The organism is Slackia isoflavoniconvertens (assembly GCF_003725955.1).
GTDB classification, from domain to species: Bacteria; Actinomycetota; Coriobacteriia; order Coriobacteriales; family Eggerthellaceae; genus Slackia; species Slackia isoflavoniconvertens.
In genome coordinates this window covers 93,316-109,469 of the sequence record NZ_QIBZ01000001.1, presented here as the reverse complement: position 1 = coordinate 109,469, position 16,154 = coordinate 93,316, and the positions used below count along the sequence as shown (strand labels likewise).

13 protein-coding genes are annotated in these 16,154 nt (G+C 57.9%); 3 read left to right on the top strand and 10 right to left on the bottom strand.

Going from position 1 to position 16,154, the window contains the following annotated elements:
* Positions 1–19: 19 nt before the first annotated feature.
* The 4 genes from DMP05_RS00490 to DMP05_RS00470 form a co-directional block, all read right to left on the bottom strand.
* Entirely contained in the window at positions 20–2,203 is a 2,184-nt protein-coding gene (locus DMP05_RS00490) for a YhgE/Pip domain-containing protein (protein ID WP_123218690.1), read from the bottom strand.
* Positions 2,200–5,217: a YhgE/Pip domain-containing protein gene (locus tag DMP05_RS00485; RefSeq protein WP_123218777.1), complete on the bottom strand. Its 3,018-nt coding sequence runs from the start codon at positions 5,215–5,217 to the stop codon at positions 2,200–2,202. The genes DMP05_RS00490 and DMP05_RS00485 overlap by 4 nt, the downstream gene beginning before the upstream one ends.
* Positions 5,218–5,488: 271 nt before the next feature.
* Positions 5,489–6,529 carry a threonine aldolase family protein gene (locus DMP05_RS00480; protein ID WP_123218689.1) on the bottom strand — a complete coding sequence of 347 codons (1,041 nt, stop codon included), beginning with the start codon at positions 6,527–6,529 and terminating at the stop codon, positions 5,489–5,491.
* A gap of 410 nt (positions 6,530–6,939) precedes the next feature.
* Complete coding sequence (locus DMP05_RS00470) at positions 6,940–7,848, bottom strand: hypothetical protein (RefSeq protein WP_123218687.1); 909 nt, start codon at positions 7,846–7,848, stop codon at positions 6,940–6,942.
* 178 nt (positions 7,849–8,026) lie between these two features.
* Here DMP05_RS00470 and DMP05_RS00465 point away from each other — a divergent pair, with 178 nt between their 5' ends.
* Entirely contained in the window at positions 8,027–8,788 is a 762-nt protein-coding gene (locus DMP05_RS00465; RefSeq protein WP_123218686.1) for an SDR family NAD(P)-dependent oxidoreductase, read from the top strand.
* 772 nt (positions 8,789–9,560) lie between these two features.
* Here the strand turns inward: DMP05_RS00465 and DMP05_RS00460 are convergent.
* Both DMP05_RS00460 and DMP05_RS09790 read right to left on the bottom strand, forming a co-directional pair.
* Positions 9,561–10,724, bottom strand: a complete 1,164-nt coding sequence (locus DMP05_RS00460; RefSeq protein ID WP_123218685.1) for an SLC13 family permease — start codon at positions 10,722–10,724, stop codon at positions 9,561–9,563.
* Between the two features lie 131 nt (positions 10,725–10,855).
* The gene (locus tag DMP05_RS09790; protein WP_161957429.1) at positions 10,856–10,993 is read right to left on the bottom strand and encodes a hypothetical protein; all 138 of its coding nucleotides are present in this window, start codon (positions 10,991–10,993) and stop codon (positions 10,856–10,858) included.
* 170 nt (positions 10,994–11,163) lie between these two features.
* Between DMP05_RS09790 and DMP05_RS00455 the strand changes: the two genes are divergently transcribed.
* Positions 11,164–12,036 (top strand): LysR family transcriptional regulator, encoded by an 873-nt coding sequence (locus tag DMP05_RS00455; protein WP_123218684.1) that lies wholly within the window; start codon positions 11,164–11,166, stop codon positions 12,034–12,036.
* 84 nt (positions 12,037–12,120) lie between these two features.
* Here DMP05_RS00455 and DMP05_RS00450 read toward each other — a convergent pair whose 3' ends face one another.
* The 4 genes from DMP05_RS00450 to DMP05_RS00435 are packed head-to-tail and all read right to left on the bottom strand — an operon-like array spanning position 12,121 to position 15,865.
* Entirely contained in the window at positions 12,121–13,737 is a 1,617-nt protein-coding gene (locus tag DMP05_RS00450; protein ID WP_123218683.1) for a carbohydrate-binding domain-containing protein, read from the bottom strand.
* Between the two features lie 3 nt (positions 13,738–13,740).
* Entirely contained in the window at positions 13,741–14,181 is a 441-nt protein-coding gene (locus tag DMP05_RS00445) for a hypothetical protein (RefSeq protein ID WP_123218682.1), read from the bottom strand.
* Positions 14,181–14,876 carry a DUF4956 domain-containing protein gene (locus DMP05_RS00440; protein WP_123218681.1) on the bottom strand — a complete coding sequence of 232 codons (696 nt, stop codon included), beginning with the start codon at positions 14,874–14,876 and terminating at the stop codon, positions 14,181–14,183. The genes DMP05_RS00445 and DMP05_RS00440 overlap by 1 nt, the downstream gene beginning before the upstream one ends.
* Before the next feature lie 38 nt (positions 14,877–14,914).
* Positions 14,915–15,865, bottom strand: coding sequence for a polyphosphate polymerase domain-containing protein (locus DMP05_RS00435; RefSeq protein ID WP_161957428.1), 951 nt, complete (start codon positions 15,863–15,865; stop codon positions 14,915–14,917).
* A gap of 43 nt (positions 15,866–15,908) precedes the next feature.
* Between DMP05_RS00435 and DMP05_RS09725 the strand changes: the two genes are divergently transcribed.
* The gene (locus DMP05_RS09725) at positions 15,909–16,109 is read left to right on the top strand and encodes a hypothetical protein (protein ID WP_148039669.1); all 201 of its coding nucleotides are present in this window, start codon (positions 15,909–15,911) and stop codon (positions 16,107–16,109) included.
* Positions 16,110–16,154 lie beyond the last annotated feature (45 nt).

Sequence of the window (16,154 nt, the reverse complement as noted above, 5' to 3'; positions counted from 1 at the left end):
CCGCAGCCCCTCTCGATTCCTATACGACTTTCGACTTTTCGACTTGCTCCACGAACCAGTTAACAAATTTCATGGTGGGATTACGCAATACCAAACCAAGCAACGCGAACGGCACCACATAGAGCAGCACGCACCCGATTTCTACCCAGAAATCGCCCTGGTACACGCCAAACATCGCCGCGCGCATGGCATTAATCACATGCGTGGCCGGCAGCCATACGCTCGCATCTTGGAAGAATTGCGGCAGAATGGCCAATGGGTACGCGCCACCGCCGCCCGCAACCTGCACGATAAGAAGAATAACCGAGATGGCCTTGCCCAGATTCGCGAACGACACCACGAGCGTGTAGATGATGAACGCGAAAACTTGGCCGCCAATCCAATATACAAGCAAGTACAGCAGCGGGTTTTCAACCTGCACACCCAAGAAGAGCATATTGCCAATCGCGAGCACGGTGCTCTGCGCAAACGAGAGCAGCGACACAATGCCGAAACGCCCCAAGAATTGCTGCGGAAGCGAAATGCCCCCGAGTTCTTCTTCGATGCGGCGCGAGGGAGTGGGTCGGATAGTGACCATGATAAGCAGCGCGCCAATCCACAAAGCAAGCGTTGTGTAAAGCGGAGACATGGCTGAGCCGAAATTCTCGACGGGGAACAACGCATGGCGATCGAGCTCGACGGGCGCCGATATCGCCGTAGCGAGCTCGCTTGCATCGCTGCCGAGCACTTCGCGGAGCAACTCAGTATCGCCGTTTGCAAGCGCATCCTTCATATTCGTCGACAAGTCATCGAGCTTCTTGGCCGATTCGTCGAGTTCGTCAGCGGAGCTGTCGAGTTTCGACTTCGCATCGCCAAGCTTTTCGGAAACCGCGCCGGCCGAACCCGTAAGCGCGCCCGCCGCATCGTCGAGCTTGGAAGCACTCGACGAAAGCAGCGACGTCGCGTCGGTCACCGAGCTCACGAGGTCGTCGAGATGCGGCTTCACGTCGTTGTTGTACTGGTTTTTAGCGTCTTGCACCTGCTGTTTTGCCTCGGCGATTTGTGCATCGATGTCGTTGCGCGCAACCTCGGCGCCAGAAATGCCATATTCCAAATCGCCCGCCGTGGTGCCGAGCTGGCGAGAGAGGCGCTCCATGGTCGTGCTCACGGCACGCAGAGTGCTTGCCATTTGAGTAAGCTCAACAGAGCTGCCATCGGGCATGCCTTTGGCGAGCGCGTCGAGGGAATCGGCCAGCTGGGCGTAGTTCGCCGCCTGATCGGCCAGGCCATCGGCGTTCGTGATGAGCGACTGCGAGACGGTTTCGCGGCCATCGTGCGCCGTCGCGAACGCGTCGTCTACCGCAGCCGACACGCCGTCGAAGCTCGCTACGCTCGCATCAATCGCGCTGGCGAGCGAATCGGTCGAGGCATCCATGGCATCGGCGATCGTCGTGGCCGACGCCTTCGCATCGCCCACCTGGCCGGCGACTTCTTCTGCTGAACCCTTCGCCGAAGACAGAAGGCTCGCAGAACTCGTAATGAGGTCTTGCGACGACGTAAGCACCGTGGAATACGTGCGCAGCACCGAAGAAGCCTTGGCCATCTGAGTCGAAAGCGACCCCACATGGTTGGCCAGCTCGCCGATATGGCCATCGACGTCGGCATTGTCGGCGTAGGTCACAAGCCCCTGCGCCAAGCTCAGAGCCGTGTCGGAAAGCGTTTTTGCGAACGCCTGGTTCACCTGCACCGAAATGGCATCGGCGCCTTGGTCGGTCACCTTTGGCGAAATGGCGTTCTTCTTCTCGTTGGAGTAATAGATGATTTTCGCGTGCTTGGCATCGTCGGAATAAAACGTCATCATGTCGCGGCTGAAGCTTTCGGGAATCACCACCGCCGCATAATACTTGCCCGACTTGGCGCCATCGATGGCGTCTTCCTTATCGGTGAATACCCACTTGATTTGATCGTTTGCTCGAAGCGACGAAATCACTTGCTCGCCAACGTTGATTTTCACGGGGACGAGATCGCTTTCATAGCCCTCGTCAACACTCGCCACGGCGATTTTCAGGTTGCCCGTATTGCCGAAAACATCCCACGCGGCAATCATGTTATACCACGAGAAAATCGACGGCAAAGCAATGAGGCCCAGCACGATGATGCCCGTAACCACGTTCGAGCGCAGGCGCTTCAAATCGCCCACAAATAGCTGCCAAATCTTCTTCATCGTGCATCGCCCCCTTTCACGCCGCGCGTGCCTTCGGGCGCATCGTCACCCATATCGAAATCGTCGGCCGGCTCATTGAAGCCGTCAACGGGTTTGTCGTATTCGCTTTCCGCGGCACCAAAGGCGCTCGCAAATGTGTTCGAGGAATCCGCAATCGGCGCTTGCCCGTCTTCCGCACCGCGATTGCCTTCAGCAGACACAGGCGCATGCTTGACGGGTTCTTCCCCCGCATATTCAGGCGCAACCTCGATCGAAGAGAAGTCGTCGCACGCAGGCGAGCGAGTCGACGAAGCCACATCCATCGACGCGTCCGAAGAGCCGCTTTCACCATTCGCATTAAGAATAGACTCTGGCACCGGCTCTGCGGCTGGAACGACGGGTACGCGCACATGCGCGCTTTCAGGGCCCACGGCAACCGATGAAGCATAGCCGACGGCAGGCTCGCCACCCTGAATGCAAGGATCATGTTCGAGGCTGTTGCGCGCGGCGAACAGCGTGCGCAGTTCTTCATCGCTCATTGCGTTCAGCGCGATCTGGCGCTCGAGGCTGTCTTTCATATGCTCAACAATTATGAGGAACGCGACGACGGCAATAAGCCACAACAGCCACACCGTGAGCACCACGACCTTCTTGCCCGGGCTCCACAAAGCCATCGAGGCCGTGAACAAAACAGGAACGACCACGCCCAGCGCATATGCGCCATGCTTCAATTTCGGATAGAGCCTCATGAATCGCGTGGAATGCTCCAGCAGGTAGGCGCGGAATTCTTCGTGGTTGCTCATGGCGCGCACAATTTGAGCCGTCCTATAACGACGTTCGGGCAATTGCACTTCTTCGCAGTTCACGATATCGCTTTCTGCGAGTTGCTTGGCGAACATGCGATTGAGGTTCGTGAGGAAGGGGCGCGCAAATGTGCCGATGAACAGGAAAACTGCGAAGAACAACGCAAGCACGCCCATGAAGCCAAGCCACATATTTCCGTAGAAACCGCAGATGCATTCGCGCATGGCGTTGATGCCATACGTGAACGGGAAGATCGGATACACCGTCTGGAAGAAGCTCGTAGTAAGCTCGACCGGGTACAAACCCGTCGCACCCGGGATTTGCACAAACACCAAAATGACGCACAGGCCCTTGCCCACATGCTGCAGCGTGGTGGAAAGCGTGTATTGAATCGCCAGGTACGTAAGCGAGCATGCGACCGCTGTCATATAGAGCGCGGCGACGTTTTCGGCTTGCACGCCGAGGAACAGGCAGCCCGTCACGCACACGATTGCCTGCAGCGAAACCATGATGGCGAACAGAATGCCGCGACCCAAGAAACGCTGCGCGATGGTGAGGTTGCGAATCTCTTCATCGTCAACCTCAATATGCATAATGACCATGAGCATGAACACGCCGATCCACAGCGTGAGGTTGATGAACAGCGGCGACATGGCTGAGCCATAGGCGTTGAGCGGATAGAGCTGCTCGGTTTCGAGCTGCGTGGGCGACTGCATGAAGTCGGCGATTTTGTTCACGTCGAGCGTGCCATCTTCGCCGAACAGCTTCGCGAGAGCGCCCGACGTGCCCAGCGCCACCACGTCGGTCCGCACGGTGTCGATATCGCCTTGCACATCGGCAAGCAGCGCGTCGGTTTGGCCCAGCGCATCAACCGTTGTGTTAAGCGTTGAGATGAGCTGGTCGAGCACGAGCGACGTTTGATCGATGAGCGACGTCTGACGGGCGACGGTGCCCGAAAGCGAACCCGCGGTGCTCGCAAGGCCCGAGAGGCCCTGGCTTACAGCGGGAATGGTATTTTTCGACAGGTCGTCGTTGTATGCGCGACCGTTGTCGACCGACTTCTGCACCGCATCATTCACGGTGCTCGACGCATTGGCAATGGAGCCGGCCGTGCTCGAGGCGCTCGCCGCGAGGGCATTCATCGATTTGAGGTTCGCTTCGGCATTGGCGTTGCTCTGCGACAGCGTAGCGATGGCCGCGTTAACGGCATCGCGCTGGTCTTGAGTAAGATGGGTGTCATCGGCCATGGCTTGCAAATAGGAAATGATTTCCTTGTTGCCATCGATGACGTTCTGGGCAACGCTCGTCGCGTATTCCACATCGCCCTGCGCCGCCTGAATTCCCGTTGCGGCATCGCCCACCGCGGCATTCGCCCTCGTGGAAGCCGCAGAAACGGTCGAAAGGCCGCCGCTTATGGCGGTCGACATATTGCCCGAGAAACTCACGATTTCGGTATTCAGTGTTGCGGCAAGAGCCGAAGCCTCGGAAAGTGCCAGCGTCATATCGCCGATTTCGCGGCGGGCGTCGGAAAGCGATGCTTTCGCGCTGTTCGCCTGGGCGATGGCGTCGCTTGAGGCGGTCGAAAGACCGCTCACGCTCTCACGCGCATCGGATAGGTTTGCGTCAACTTTGTCGATTTGGGCCGAGACTTTCGCCTTCGACGCGTCGAACGACTCCTGCGATTCGGCGATTTTGTCGTTGAGCGTTTCGGCGACAACCGACGATACAGTGGAAACGAACGTATCATTAATCGTGTTGTCGAGGGTCGAAGCGCCCGTGTCGGTGATTTTCGGCGCCACGGGGTTGAGCTTTTCGTTCACATAGTATTCCAGCTGAGGCCGCTGGAACTCGCCCGTAAGCAACGTGGTCATGTCTTCGCTGAAATCGCTGGGAATAACGAACGCCGCATATGCCTCGCCCGACGAAATTTTCGCCATGGCGTCGTCATAATCGGTGAATTCCCAATTCAGCTGCGTATTTTCGTGCAGCTGATCCATGATTTGGTCGCCCAGCCGCAAATCGCCAAGCAAGTCGTTGTGCGCGCCCTCATCTTCATTCACGACACACACCTTCAACGCGCCGGTGTTGTTGTATGGATTCCAGAAACCCACCACGTTGAACCAGGTGTACAACGACGGCAAAATAATGAGCACGAGAATAACGACCCAGCTTGCCGGGGCTTTCGCGATTCGTTTCAAATCGCGCATAAGCACGCGGAATACGTTGTGCACGCGCATCTCCTTTAAATCATTCAGTCGGTCTATGACGATCGCGTGGCGCTTTTGCACGCGACGCTCGCCCACATTCCGCGACAAGTCGCGAAACCCCAATTTTCAATCTGTCGATTCTATCGAAGCACCATGTTGGGGCTTCGATAGACAGGCGTTGTTACACGTTTGTTGCTTAACTGAATTATTTTACGATGCACGGAAAAACAAAGCGAGGGAATCGCCCAAGATTCCCTCGATGATTCATGGAGATAGGAACGCTACGCAGCCGGCGCTATTCAGGCAGGCCTTCGATTGCCGCCACTACGGCATCGACTTCAGCATCGGTCGTGCTCCAACTCGTGCAGAAGCGAACCATGTTGCGGTTGTCAGCCCCTTTACCTTCGAATTCCACAATGCATGCCTCACTAAGCGATGTGAGCTGAGTATCGGAGATAAGGGCGAACTGCTGATTCGTGGGGCTGTCGGGCTCGGCCAACAAACCGCGTTTGGCGAGCGCCGCCTTGATGCGCATGGCTTGGGCCACTGCGACTTTGCCGATTTCGAAATAACGGCCGCCCTCGAAAAGATTCGTAAACTGCAGGCCCAAAAGCCAGCCCTTAGCAAGCATCGTGCCCGCCTGCTTCATGGAATTGCGAAAATACGGCTGGAGCGCCGGGTTCACCACAACCATGGCCTCTCCAAACAGTGCGCCGCATTTCGTGCCACCAATATAGAAAGCATCGGAAAGTCGCGCGATGTCGGGCAGCGTCACGTCGTTGCCCGACGCGGCGAGGCCATAGGCCAAGCGAGCCCCATCGACGAACAGGTACATGCCGAATTCGTCGCATACCGCCCGAAGCGCTTCGAGTTCTGCGAGCGAATAGACCGTGCCCGATTCAGAGGGGAACGAGATGTACGCCATGCGCGGCACCGTGACGTGCTCGGACACGGGGCTTTCCGCATAGCCCTGGGCGACGGCGCGCAAATCGGCAGCGGCGAGCTTGCCGTCGCGCGCGGGAACCGTTTCGCATTTGTGGCCGATATGCTCGGTTGCGCCCGTCTCGTGAACATTGATATGCCCGCAATCGGCGCACACGACACTCTCCCACGGGCGAAGCGCATGTGCGATGAGCGCGACGTTGGCCTGTGTTCCGCCTACGATGTAGTGCACCGCGGCATCGGGGCATGCAGCCGCCTCCTTAATGAGCGAGCCAGCCCGCTCGCACCATTCGTCGAGCTCGTAGCCCGCATACGCTTCCGAATTCGTCGTCTGCAGCGCCTCGAGAATTTCGGGTATCGCGCCATGGCAGTAGTCGTTATTCAGTCGAATCATGAATGCACGTCCTTTCTTCAAACGCTGCCATCATATAAGAAAGCGGCGCCGGCGGGAAACCTCGCATGTTCTCTCTCGCCCGCAGCGTCCTTTGCCGCTATGCGGAACAGCATGACGGAACGAAGGGCTACGCGCCGAAGTCGAAAGTGACAATTACAGCTCGCCGGTCGCCAGCGCGTCACGAGGCGAGCTTCGGCTCGTGGAACGACTTGTATCTTGAAGTGGATCGCGGTTCGCAAGACGCTCTCGAGATTCGAGGCAGCACCGCCGACGGCTGTCGAATGATTGTTCGACACCGATAGCGGGGCCTCCGCGTCACAAACCGCCTATCAGATGCCCCGAGTGACGTTACGTTCCACCTATCAGGCACCCTCATCAATACCCGATCGGCCCCTAGATTCCGACCGCCACTAGAACAGCGATCCGATAAAGTCAGTCGCCTTTTCCGCGGCGGTTTCGCCCGTCGATTTCACCGCCTCGCCCGCGGCATCGAGCACGTCTCCAGCCGTTTCGGTCGCCCCGTTTTCCAAAGCGCCCGACACGGCGTCGGCTACGCCCAGGCCCGAGTCATGCATCAAATGGGCCGTAAGCGCCCCGTCTTCCACCGCGATGGATTCAACCGTCCAATTCGAGGCATCCCACACATCTTTGCCGTCGTCGGTCAGCACCACGATGGAGCCCACATCGGCGCCGCGCACCTCGAGAATCTTCTTCGCATTAGACCACTTCTCGCCCACCAAATCGGACGTATCGACCGTGAGCGTCGCAGCATTCTGCTGCACGCCTGGCGTTTTAAAAGATGGCTCGCCCGATTCCGCCTCGCTGCGCTGCGCCTGGGTGACGCCTCCGCCGGGCGTTGCGGCCGAGCCCGCCGTGCCACTCGTATGGAAGAGCACAAACGCACACGCAGCCAACGCCACCACGGCGCCAATGAAAATCACGGCAAGAGGTTGCTTTTTCTTCATACGGGAACTTTCCGAATAACGCATCGCGACAGGAGCGGTTGAGCCCGGGGCGCACGACTGCTGCGGGAATGTGGTTGGATCCGGCGTGCTTGGCTCGAAGGGGTCGCGCACATATCCACCTCCGGTTGCGGGCTGGGCACTCATGCGCGCCGTTTTCTCGGCCTGCGCAACGGGGTGCGAAGCGATCGTCGGCTGTGAGGAAAACGGCTGGTCGGGGGAATACGAAACAACCTGACGCACGGGGATGGCACGTGTCGCCTCAAGCGACGCATCGGCCGAGCGCATCGAGGATTGGGCGCTTGCGCTCCCGCTTCCAACACCGTTCGCCACGCGCTCCGTCGGCTGTTCGTTCATTGAATTCATCTATCTCCCCAGAATACGGTCAAACAGTTTGATTTTGCCCATCCTAGCAGCGCACGTTCCGCCGCTGCTCCGTTGAAATCGACCCGTTATCCTCCCTTCACGCCTTCCCCACACCAAATTGCCACTTGCGCTGTAGCATTCCAAGAAAAGCAATCGAAAGGGGTGCCCCATGGGTCTTTTGGATGGAAAGGTCGCCATTATCACCGGCGGCGGCAAGGGAATCGGTTTCGGCATTGCGAGCGCGTTCGCCGAACAGGGTGCAAGCCTGTTTATTACCGGCCGCACCGAGGGGCGTCTGGCCGAAGCGGCTGAAAAGCTTAAGGGCGAATACGGCGCCGATGTCGCCTACACCGTTGCCGAGGGCTCCGACGAGGCTCAGGTCGAGGCGGCTGTCGCAAAGTGCATCGAGCATTTTGGCAAACTTGACGTTATGGTGAACAACGCTCAGGCCTCTAAGAGCGGCACCAACCTTATCGATCACACGAAAGAAGATTTCGACCTGGCCATCAATACGGGCCTGTACGGAGCCTTCTTCTATATGAAGCACGCCTTCCCCGAGCTCAAAAAGACGAAGGGTTGCGTCATCAACCTGGCGAGCGGCGCCGGCCTGTTCGGCAAGCCCGGCCAGTCAAGCTATGCCGCGGCAAAGGAAGGCATTCGCGGCATGACGCGCGTCGCCGCCACCGAGTGGGGCCCCGACGGCGTGCGCGCGAATTGCATTTGCCCGCTGGCGATGACCGAGCAGCTCGCAGCGTGGAAGGAAGCCTACCCCGACACGTTCGCCGCCACCATCAAGGGCATTCCGCTGGGACGTTTCGGCGACCCGAAAACCGACATCGGCGGCGTGGCCGTATTCCTCGCGAGCGATTTGTCGGCCTACGTTTCCGGCGAAACCATCACCGTCCAGGGCGGCAGCGGCCTGCGTCCGTAGGCTTGGCCGAAGGCACGGTGCGCAGCGGCAGCCGCGCTCAAGATGGTAGAGGCGCACGATCACGATCGATCACCTCGCCCGCATACGCAACAGGCAACGCGCCCAAGCCCTACTACTCAAGCGGATATGCGCCCCGAATCTCAGAGGCGCAAGCGTTCATCATTCATCAAGGCGAAGCTTATGTTTCGCCTTTCTTTTTTCTCTTTTAGAAAACTAAGCTGCGCGCGAATGCGGCTGCCAGGGAACGTCTCGAGTCTCAAACCGCACGAGATGAGGCCTGAGGCCCCAAAACGAGACCATGGAACGACACGCAGGCAAAGGCCCACGGGACGAAGCCCTCGGTGGAACCCCAAGACGAAATGTTCAAAAATGTTCAAAACTGGCCTCGAATGTGGCATTTTTCCGCACCTCAGCTGCCAAACCGGCATCGCCTTCGTTGCGGCTCAACATAACCCCAGGTAGATTCCTTAAGGAGATACGCACGCTTTCTTCTCCACCTAAAGAACACCACATTCGAGGCCCATTTTGAACAAACCCAGGAGCCTGCGAGGAAAACGCCGCAGCGAAAAAAGGCGCGAGTAGCAAGATGCGCCGCACAACAGTGGCTCGAATAGGCGCAGCACGAACGATCCTAACCCCAACGGCGGCAGCGCACGCAGCAACGACGCAAACGGCAACGACCAACGGTAAGAACGACTGCAACCATGCGAACAATATCTGTGCGAGCAGCCACAGCATGAGCAGCAAAGCGCCGCCGGAAACAAGGAGCTCGTTAGGCTATCGCCGCCGCAAGCAAAAGCAACGCAGCGAGAAACGCGCAGTTCAATCCCGTGAATAAGCGGAAGTAGCAAGTCTTGAGTTCGGGATATGCCACGGCGAGCTGCTTATACGAAATGAGACTCGCCATAGAAGCGATAAGCGTTCCCAAGCCGCCGATATTCACGCCCACGAGCAGCGCCGGCCAATCGGTCGTGAAACCCGAGACAAGAATCGCAGCCGGAACGTTCGAGATAATCTGACTCGCAACAACGCCTACGAGCAAGGCACGCCCATAGACCAGCGCGGCCACTGCTTCGCGCACCACCTCAATGCGCGCGACGTTGCCCACAAACACAAAGAACGCGACGAATGTGAACAGTAACGCATAGTCAACATGACGAAGCGCGCGCATGTCGAAAGCGAGCGCGAGAGCGATCGCCGCCACAACGACCAGCCATACCGGCGCGATGCGCGCCACGCACAGCAGGCACATCACAAAAAGCGCAATCCACGGCAGCACATCGCGCAGCGCGAACGACTCTTGCGGCGCCTTCGGATTTACGCCCGCCATCTGTGACGGAATATGCTTGAAGCGTTTGCGATCACGCAATTCGGCAATGCCGATAGCCGCCGCAAGCAACACGAATGCCGCGGCAGAATACGGAGCCATGATGCCCACGAGTTCCACCGCGCTCATGCCGGATACGCTTAAGAGATAGATGTTCTGCGGGTTGCCGATGGGCGTGAGCATGCTGCCTACGTTCGCCGCGACGGTCATACATGCTATGGCGAACGCAAGTCGACGCACGAGGCCCGCCTCGCGCAAGGCGGCAAGGGCGAGCGGCACGAAGGCCACAAGCGCCACGTCGTTGGTGACCACCATGCTCACAAAAAACGTAAGCCCCGCGAGCGCCGCGATAAGCACACCGCCGCTTTTGCAAGCGCGAACCAACGCGCGACACGCCCGCGCCAGCACGCCCGCGCGCGCCAGGCCCGATGTAGCGACCATAAGGGAAAACAGCAGGCCAATTGTGCGCCAGTCAATATAGTCGGCATAGCCCGCATCGGGCGGAACCGCTACGCACGACGCCGCTGCGAGCACGCACGCGATTGCCAGCACGGCATCGCGTCGGAAGAAGTCGCGAGCACGCCATGCCGCATTCCTAAAACTTCCCATGCGCGCCTTTCCCTCTTCTTCCCAATAATCAACGCTCTGAGCCTAACAAAAAACCGCGCATCGTGCCAAATGAGACAAGCGCCCCTCCATCCAATCGCCCAGAGCAACCCACATCCATTTTGTCGCGCCAATCAAAGGCGGATGAACGCGCTCGCCCGACGAGCAGCCAAAACCGCCGGCTCAAGGCAGCCGCATGCCGCAATCGTTGCGACAAGAAAGCCAACGATGTAACCGAAGCACCGAAAACCGCACATGCCGTCATCGTTCATACTAAGAGCCCCATCGCGGAAACACCGCCCTCGCGCCTATGTTGATCTTCCCCGCCGCAGCTCGCCTTCTTCCGAGCACGGCGCCACACGAAGCGAACTGCTTGTTATTCCTAATTTTCATGTTTATTATGTTTTGCATGATATTTTGGAATTATGCAAAGGATAAACCCATGTACGACATCCAGCACCTTGAGGCATTTTGCCTCGTCGCAGACGAGCTCAGCTTCACAAAAGCTGCTGCCCGAATGGGCTATTCCCAATCGGCCGTCAGCAAAATCATCATCGATTTAGAGCGCGAATGCGGCGCCACCTTATTTGAGAGGTCGCGTTCAGGCGTTCAGATTACCGCCGAAGGCCTAACTTTGCTTCCAGCGGCACGCGAGGTGGTCGCCGCGCAACAATCATTTGAGACGCGCGTGGCTGAAGTCCACAACCTCGATTCGGGCCTCATTCGAATAGGGACCATCTCGAGCATCGCAACCCATTGGCTGCCGAAAATCATCGCGGCATTTCAGACCGACTACCCCGGCATTCGCTACGAATTGTTCCTAGGCGATTACGAAGAACTCGAAGGCGCGTTGGCAAACGGGCGCATCGACTGCGCATTCTCCCGATTGCCGGCCCGCTATCTCTTAAACGAAACGCCCCTTGAGCAAGACGAGCTGCGCGCCGTGCTTCCCGCCGACCATGAACTTGCAAAGTTGGAAGAAATACCCGTCGAAGCATTTGCCGACGAGGCGTTCATCCAGCTTAAGCGCGACGAAAACGACGAGGTCGCTGAAATTTTCGCAGGGCTCGAACACATGCCAAACGCAAGTTTCACCACTTGGGACGATTATGCCGTGATGTCCATGGTCGAAAATGGCCTCGCCGTAAGCATTCTTCCGAGCCTTGTTTTACGGCGCGTGCCCTATCGCATCGCCACGCGTCCCCTCGCCCCTCGGGCCTTTCGAACGCTTGGCTTCCTGACGCGCAAAACGAGCTCACCGTCGCTCGCCGTAGAACGATTCAGGGAATACCTCGATTGCCGCAACGATGCCTAGAGCGAGAACGGCCCCGCCGAAAACGACGGAGCCGCGCAGGAACGCAGGAATGAAGAGAAGCAAGGACGAGATATACGGCGCGTCTTAAGCAGGGCCGCCTTGACCCTCGGGACGATTGCCCTTCGCGGGGCCGCCGCCCATGCCGCCCAGGCCGCCCGTGGCGATGCCGCTCGTGCCCGCCGTGGATGCCGTCGCCATAGTTGCGGCGCCATCCACCGACGCCGTTATCGTATCGCCATCGGAAACGCCCGCGCCGCTCACGAGCACACAACCGAAGGCCTTAGTCGCCGTAAGCGTCGCAATCACATTGCCGTCCGCATCGGTCGCTTCAATCACGCTGCCAGCCGAACCGCTCGCCTGTACGAGAGCAAACGCCTGCGTACCGCTCGTGAAGCTTTGCGCCATGCCCACAGCGCCCGCCACGAGCACTGTACCGCCAGAAATCGTCGCTTCACCGTCGTAATCGAACGCGCCATCGCCGTCGCTCGAGGGGCCATTCACCAGAAGCGTTCCGTCGGTAATTTCGACATTGCCGTTGGAATCAACGCCATCGCCCTGGGAATCAAGCACAACCTTGCCGCCATTGATTTGGATGAGACAATTCGAATCGCTTGCACCAGGTGCGCCACCCTGCCCGCCAGGGGCTTGGCCATCGCGCTCCATGCGACCTTGGACATCGGGGGCATGACCAAGGTCGCTCGGAGCCTCACCCGCCTGACCACCCTGAGCGCCATCGTCGCTCGGAAGCTCGGGCGAGGTCGCACCGTCTTGCTGGCCTGCGCCCTGCGGCACCGTATTCTGCTGCCCATTCGAATCGGCATTGGCACTCGATCCATCGGACGCACCGATCGAGCCATCGGGCTGGGCTGCATTCGCGCCTGGCTCGCCCGACGGAGCGATCGTCGACGTATCCGCATCGGACGATTCGGAATCGTCGCTCAAGTCGGCCGCAGAAGCGTTCATGGCGTCATCGAGCGCGCAAATATTAGTATCGCCGCCATTGACGACAACCTGTTCGGCCTCATAGCCCTCGCTGCACGTTTCGGCAACAAACGACCCATCATTCACTTCAAGCTTCGTCTCGCAATGAAATGCGTCATCACCACTGCGCACCGTAGTCGATCCACCGTTGAGCGCGCCTTCCAAATCGGAATGCAATGCATCGTCAGCGGCATCGATTTCAATCGACCCGCCAGCTATGCAGAGGTACGTCTTCGCCTGAATGCCGTCGTCTTCGGCGTCAATCGAAAGCGACCCACCGTTCACATACACGAAGCCCTTTTCGGGATTGGTCGATTTGCTCGATTTCACGCCATCGGCACCCGAGTCAATCGAAATATCTCCCGCGCCAATTTTCACGGAATCTTTGCCGTTGAGGCCATCCTCGACGGCACTCACGTTGATTGATCCGCCATAGACAACCAGGTCGTCTTTCGAGAATACCCCATGGCGATAATTACCTGAAACATCGAGCGAGCCCGAACCATTGATCGTCAAATCGCATGTCGCGTATATGCACGCATTCGCGTCTTCGCTTGTAAATGCGCTTCCATCGGATAGGCTGTTTTGCGTTCCTTCCGCCAGCGTGATAAAGCACTTATCTGCCGACTGAATATCAATTGCAGGCCCGCTGGAAGACGCTATCTTTACACCGTTAAGAACAATCTGAACCTTATCGTTTTCGCTGGTAGTTACCGTAATCGATCAATCAGTCAAATTTCCTGACACAATATAGGTTCCCGCAGTGGAAATCGTTACCGTAGAACCTTCTACTACAGCACCCGACCCCGATACGCTCGCCGAATCACCCGAGAGTGTTATCTTGGTTGCAGACGATTCATCAAAGGAAGCATCCATATCGCGCTTGGAATATTCAAGATTGAGGGCGGAGGCATCAAACGCAGCAGCAACCTCTTCAAAAATCGCGTATTCAACGCTCTTCTCAGACGCGTTTTCCTCAAGAACTTCCGCGGTCGATGCGATTGAAGGTTCGCCGGCATCGGTCGCCGAACAGCCCGCCACAGAAAAAAGCAGTACCGCGGCGCCGCAACCCGCAAGCAGCAATCCGGCCCCGCGAAGCATGCCCACAAAATCGGTGCGGGAGGAGCCTTCTTCACATCGAGAATCGGTCGTTTTCCTTGTCATTACAAGACCTCCTTCGCCATAGGCGCGCGGCCAAGCGTGATTTTCAGATTGCCGTTCATGGTGCGCATTTCGTCGATCATGCGCTTCTCAAGACCGGGCTTGCGCATACGAATTTCGTATTCGAGTTGATACAGGCTGCCCATATTCGTCGTGCGAATTTCCACGAGTTCGTGGCTCGAGGTAAAGCGCCCCAGCACGCTATCGAACATGCCATCGAATTCGATATCTTCGGGCACCGATACGCACAGGCGTTTGCCCGGCTCGGCGGGCTTGCCAAACGGCGTGCACACATACACGACATTCACGACGGCCACAATAATGGTGAACAGCATCGCGAGGCCGATGAAGCCCATGCCCGTCGCCAGGCCAATGGCCATCGCCAAAAACACGCTGCCGATGTCTTTCGCAGATCCAGGAATGCTGCGGAAGCGGACGAGATTGAACACACCCATAACCGCGATGCCAGCGCCCAGATTGCCGTTTACAAGGGTTATGACCATTTGCACGATGAGTGGCAAAAGCGCAAGCGTGACCACAAAGTTCTTCGAATAGTTGTGCCGGAACATGTAAATGGCCGCACATGCCGCGCCGAGCACAATCGATGCCGCGCAGCACATCAAGAACTCGGGCGTCGAAACGCTCGCCATGGCGGAATCAGCCGTTCCGAACAACGACGTAGATACAAGGTCGAACATGAGAGAACTCCTCTAGAAGAAACGGGATGAACAAAGACTTATGCGCCAATAACGATATTGGGAAGCTGCGAAGCCAACGAATTCGTGACGGCAATGTCGGTCGCACGCGTAGACGAACTTAATTCGAGCAATTGGCCGTCCTGGGGCCAGTCCCGGGAACGCTCCTGTTCGCCGCGCATAGCCTCATCGAATGCAACTTGCTCGCGATAGGCCTTTGGAGCAGCCTTGCCCACGCACGCCAAATACGCTTCGCCATACTTAGAAAACGATGTCGGATAGGCCCCACAATCATCGAGCGCGCGCACGAGCCACAAGGGATAGGCGCCCGGAACCTTTACTTCCATAATTGCCTCGCCCGCAGCGAGCAAAGGCACCGAAGCACGCTTTCCTTCTGGTGCGAACAAATCGCGATACCGAATGCGCTCGTCGAACGTAATGCGCACGCCCTCCGCTTCGGCCCCACGCGCATCCAGCAGAGGCGCCCATGCCACGCGTTCAACCAGAATGGCCATCGAAGGAAGCACAGGACCGTTGCGACGAACGCATGCCGCAATCTCTTCCGCGATTTGCAGATTTCTCGCCGAGCGCGAATCCGCTTCGAGCGCCTCGTCGGCCAACGGATGGCGAGAAATCGCCCTTTCGTAGGGCACGCCCACCATGAGCAACTGTGCCGCCGGCTCGCTTGCCGCAATGCGGCGTTTATACACAATGCCCTCATGTTTCTTTTTCAGTTCGACAAACACCGGGGCGCTGGCATTGCGCGGGCCATACGTGCGCAAGCGAAGCTTTTCCTTATACGCGGGCTTTTCGAGCGACCGAGAAATCATGTCACGATTCGGCGTGTCGTAATACACGCTCGTAATGGACGTTTGCCCATATTCATCAGGCGCCATATGCGCGCTCAGAGCCTGCTTTATCGCGCGAACCTGCATGGTGTTTAGACGGTACTTCACTTCCTTGCGTTCAAACGTCCCCGTAAACTCAGCCATAGCTGCTCCAATCTCGTAAAATCGAGGCAAATTCGATGGCGCCATGCTAAAACGCATGCCTGAAAGGGCGCTGAAAAGCCGCGAGAGCTTTCAGGTTTCTTTCAGCGCCGCAGGTAAAATAAGGATTGCTGAAAAAGCACTTCGGTTTCGGAGGCTGGCAGGCTTTCCCGAAACCTTCTGCAAGCAAGCTGACTTTATTCAATGCATGCAGAGCAAGGCGCATAGCGAGCATGGCGAGCGGTAGCCGCAGCGCGATTTCGGGAAAGCCCGCCAGCCTCCGAAACCCTCA

Bases quoted from the DNA above. Each gene is read 5' to 3' on its own strand.
- DMP05_RS00445 (WP_123218682.1), bottom strand. From the start codon at position 14,181: ATGACAAGGAAAACGACCGATTCTCGATGTGAAGAAGGCTCCTCCCGC.
- DMP05_RS00465 (WP_123218686.1), top strand. From the start codon at position 8,027: ATGGGTCTTTTGGATGGAAAGGTCGCCATTATCACCGGCGGCGGCAAG.
- DMP05_RS09725 (WP_148039669.1), top strand. From the start codon at position 15,909: ATGCTAAAACGCATGCCTGAAAGGGCGCTGAAAAGCCGCGAGAGCTTT.
- DMP05_RS00455 (WP_123218684.1), top strand. From the start codon at position 11,164: ATGTACGACATCCAGCACCTTGAGGCATTTTGCCTCGTCGCAGACGAG.
- DMP05_RS00490 (WP_123218690.1), bottom strand. From the start codon at position 2,203: ATGAAGAAGATTTGGCAGCTATTTGTGGGCGATTTGAAGCGCCTGCGC.
- DMP05_RS00470 (WP_123218687.1), bottom strand. From the start codon at position 7,848: ATGAACGAACAGCCGACGGAGCGCGTGGCGAACGGTGTTGGAAGCGGG.
- DMP05_RS00440 (WP_123218681.1), bottom strand. From the start codon at position 14,876: ATGTTCGACCTTGTATCTACGTCGTTGTTCGGAACGGCTGATTCCGCC.
- DMP05_RS00480 (WP_123218689.1), bottom strand. From the start codon at position 6,529: ATGATTCGACTGAATAACGACTACTGCCATGGCGCGATACCCGAAATT.
- DMP05_RS00460 (WP_123218685.1), bottom strand. From the start codon at position 10,724: ATGGGAAGTTTTAGGAATGCGGCATGGCGTGCTCGCGACTTCTTCCGA.
- DMP05_RS09790 (WP_161957429.1), bottom strand. From the start codon at position 10,993: ATGAACGATGACGGCATGTGCGGTTTTCGGTGCTTCGGTTACATCGTT.
- DMP05_RS00435 (WP_161957428.1), bottom strand. From the start codon at position 15,865: ATGGCTGAGTTTACGGGGACGTTTGAACGCAAGGAAGTGAAGTACCGT.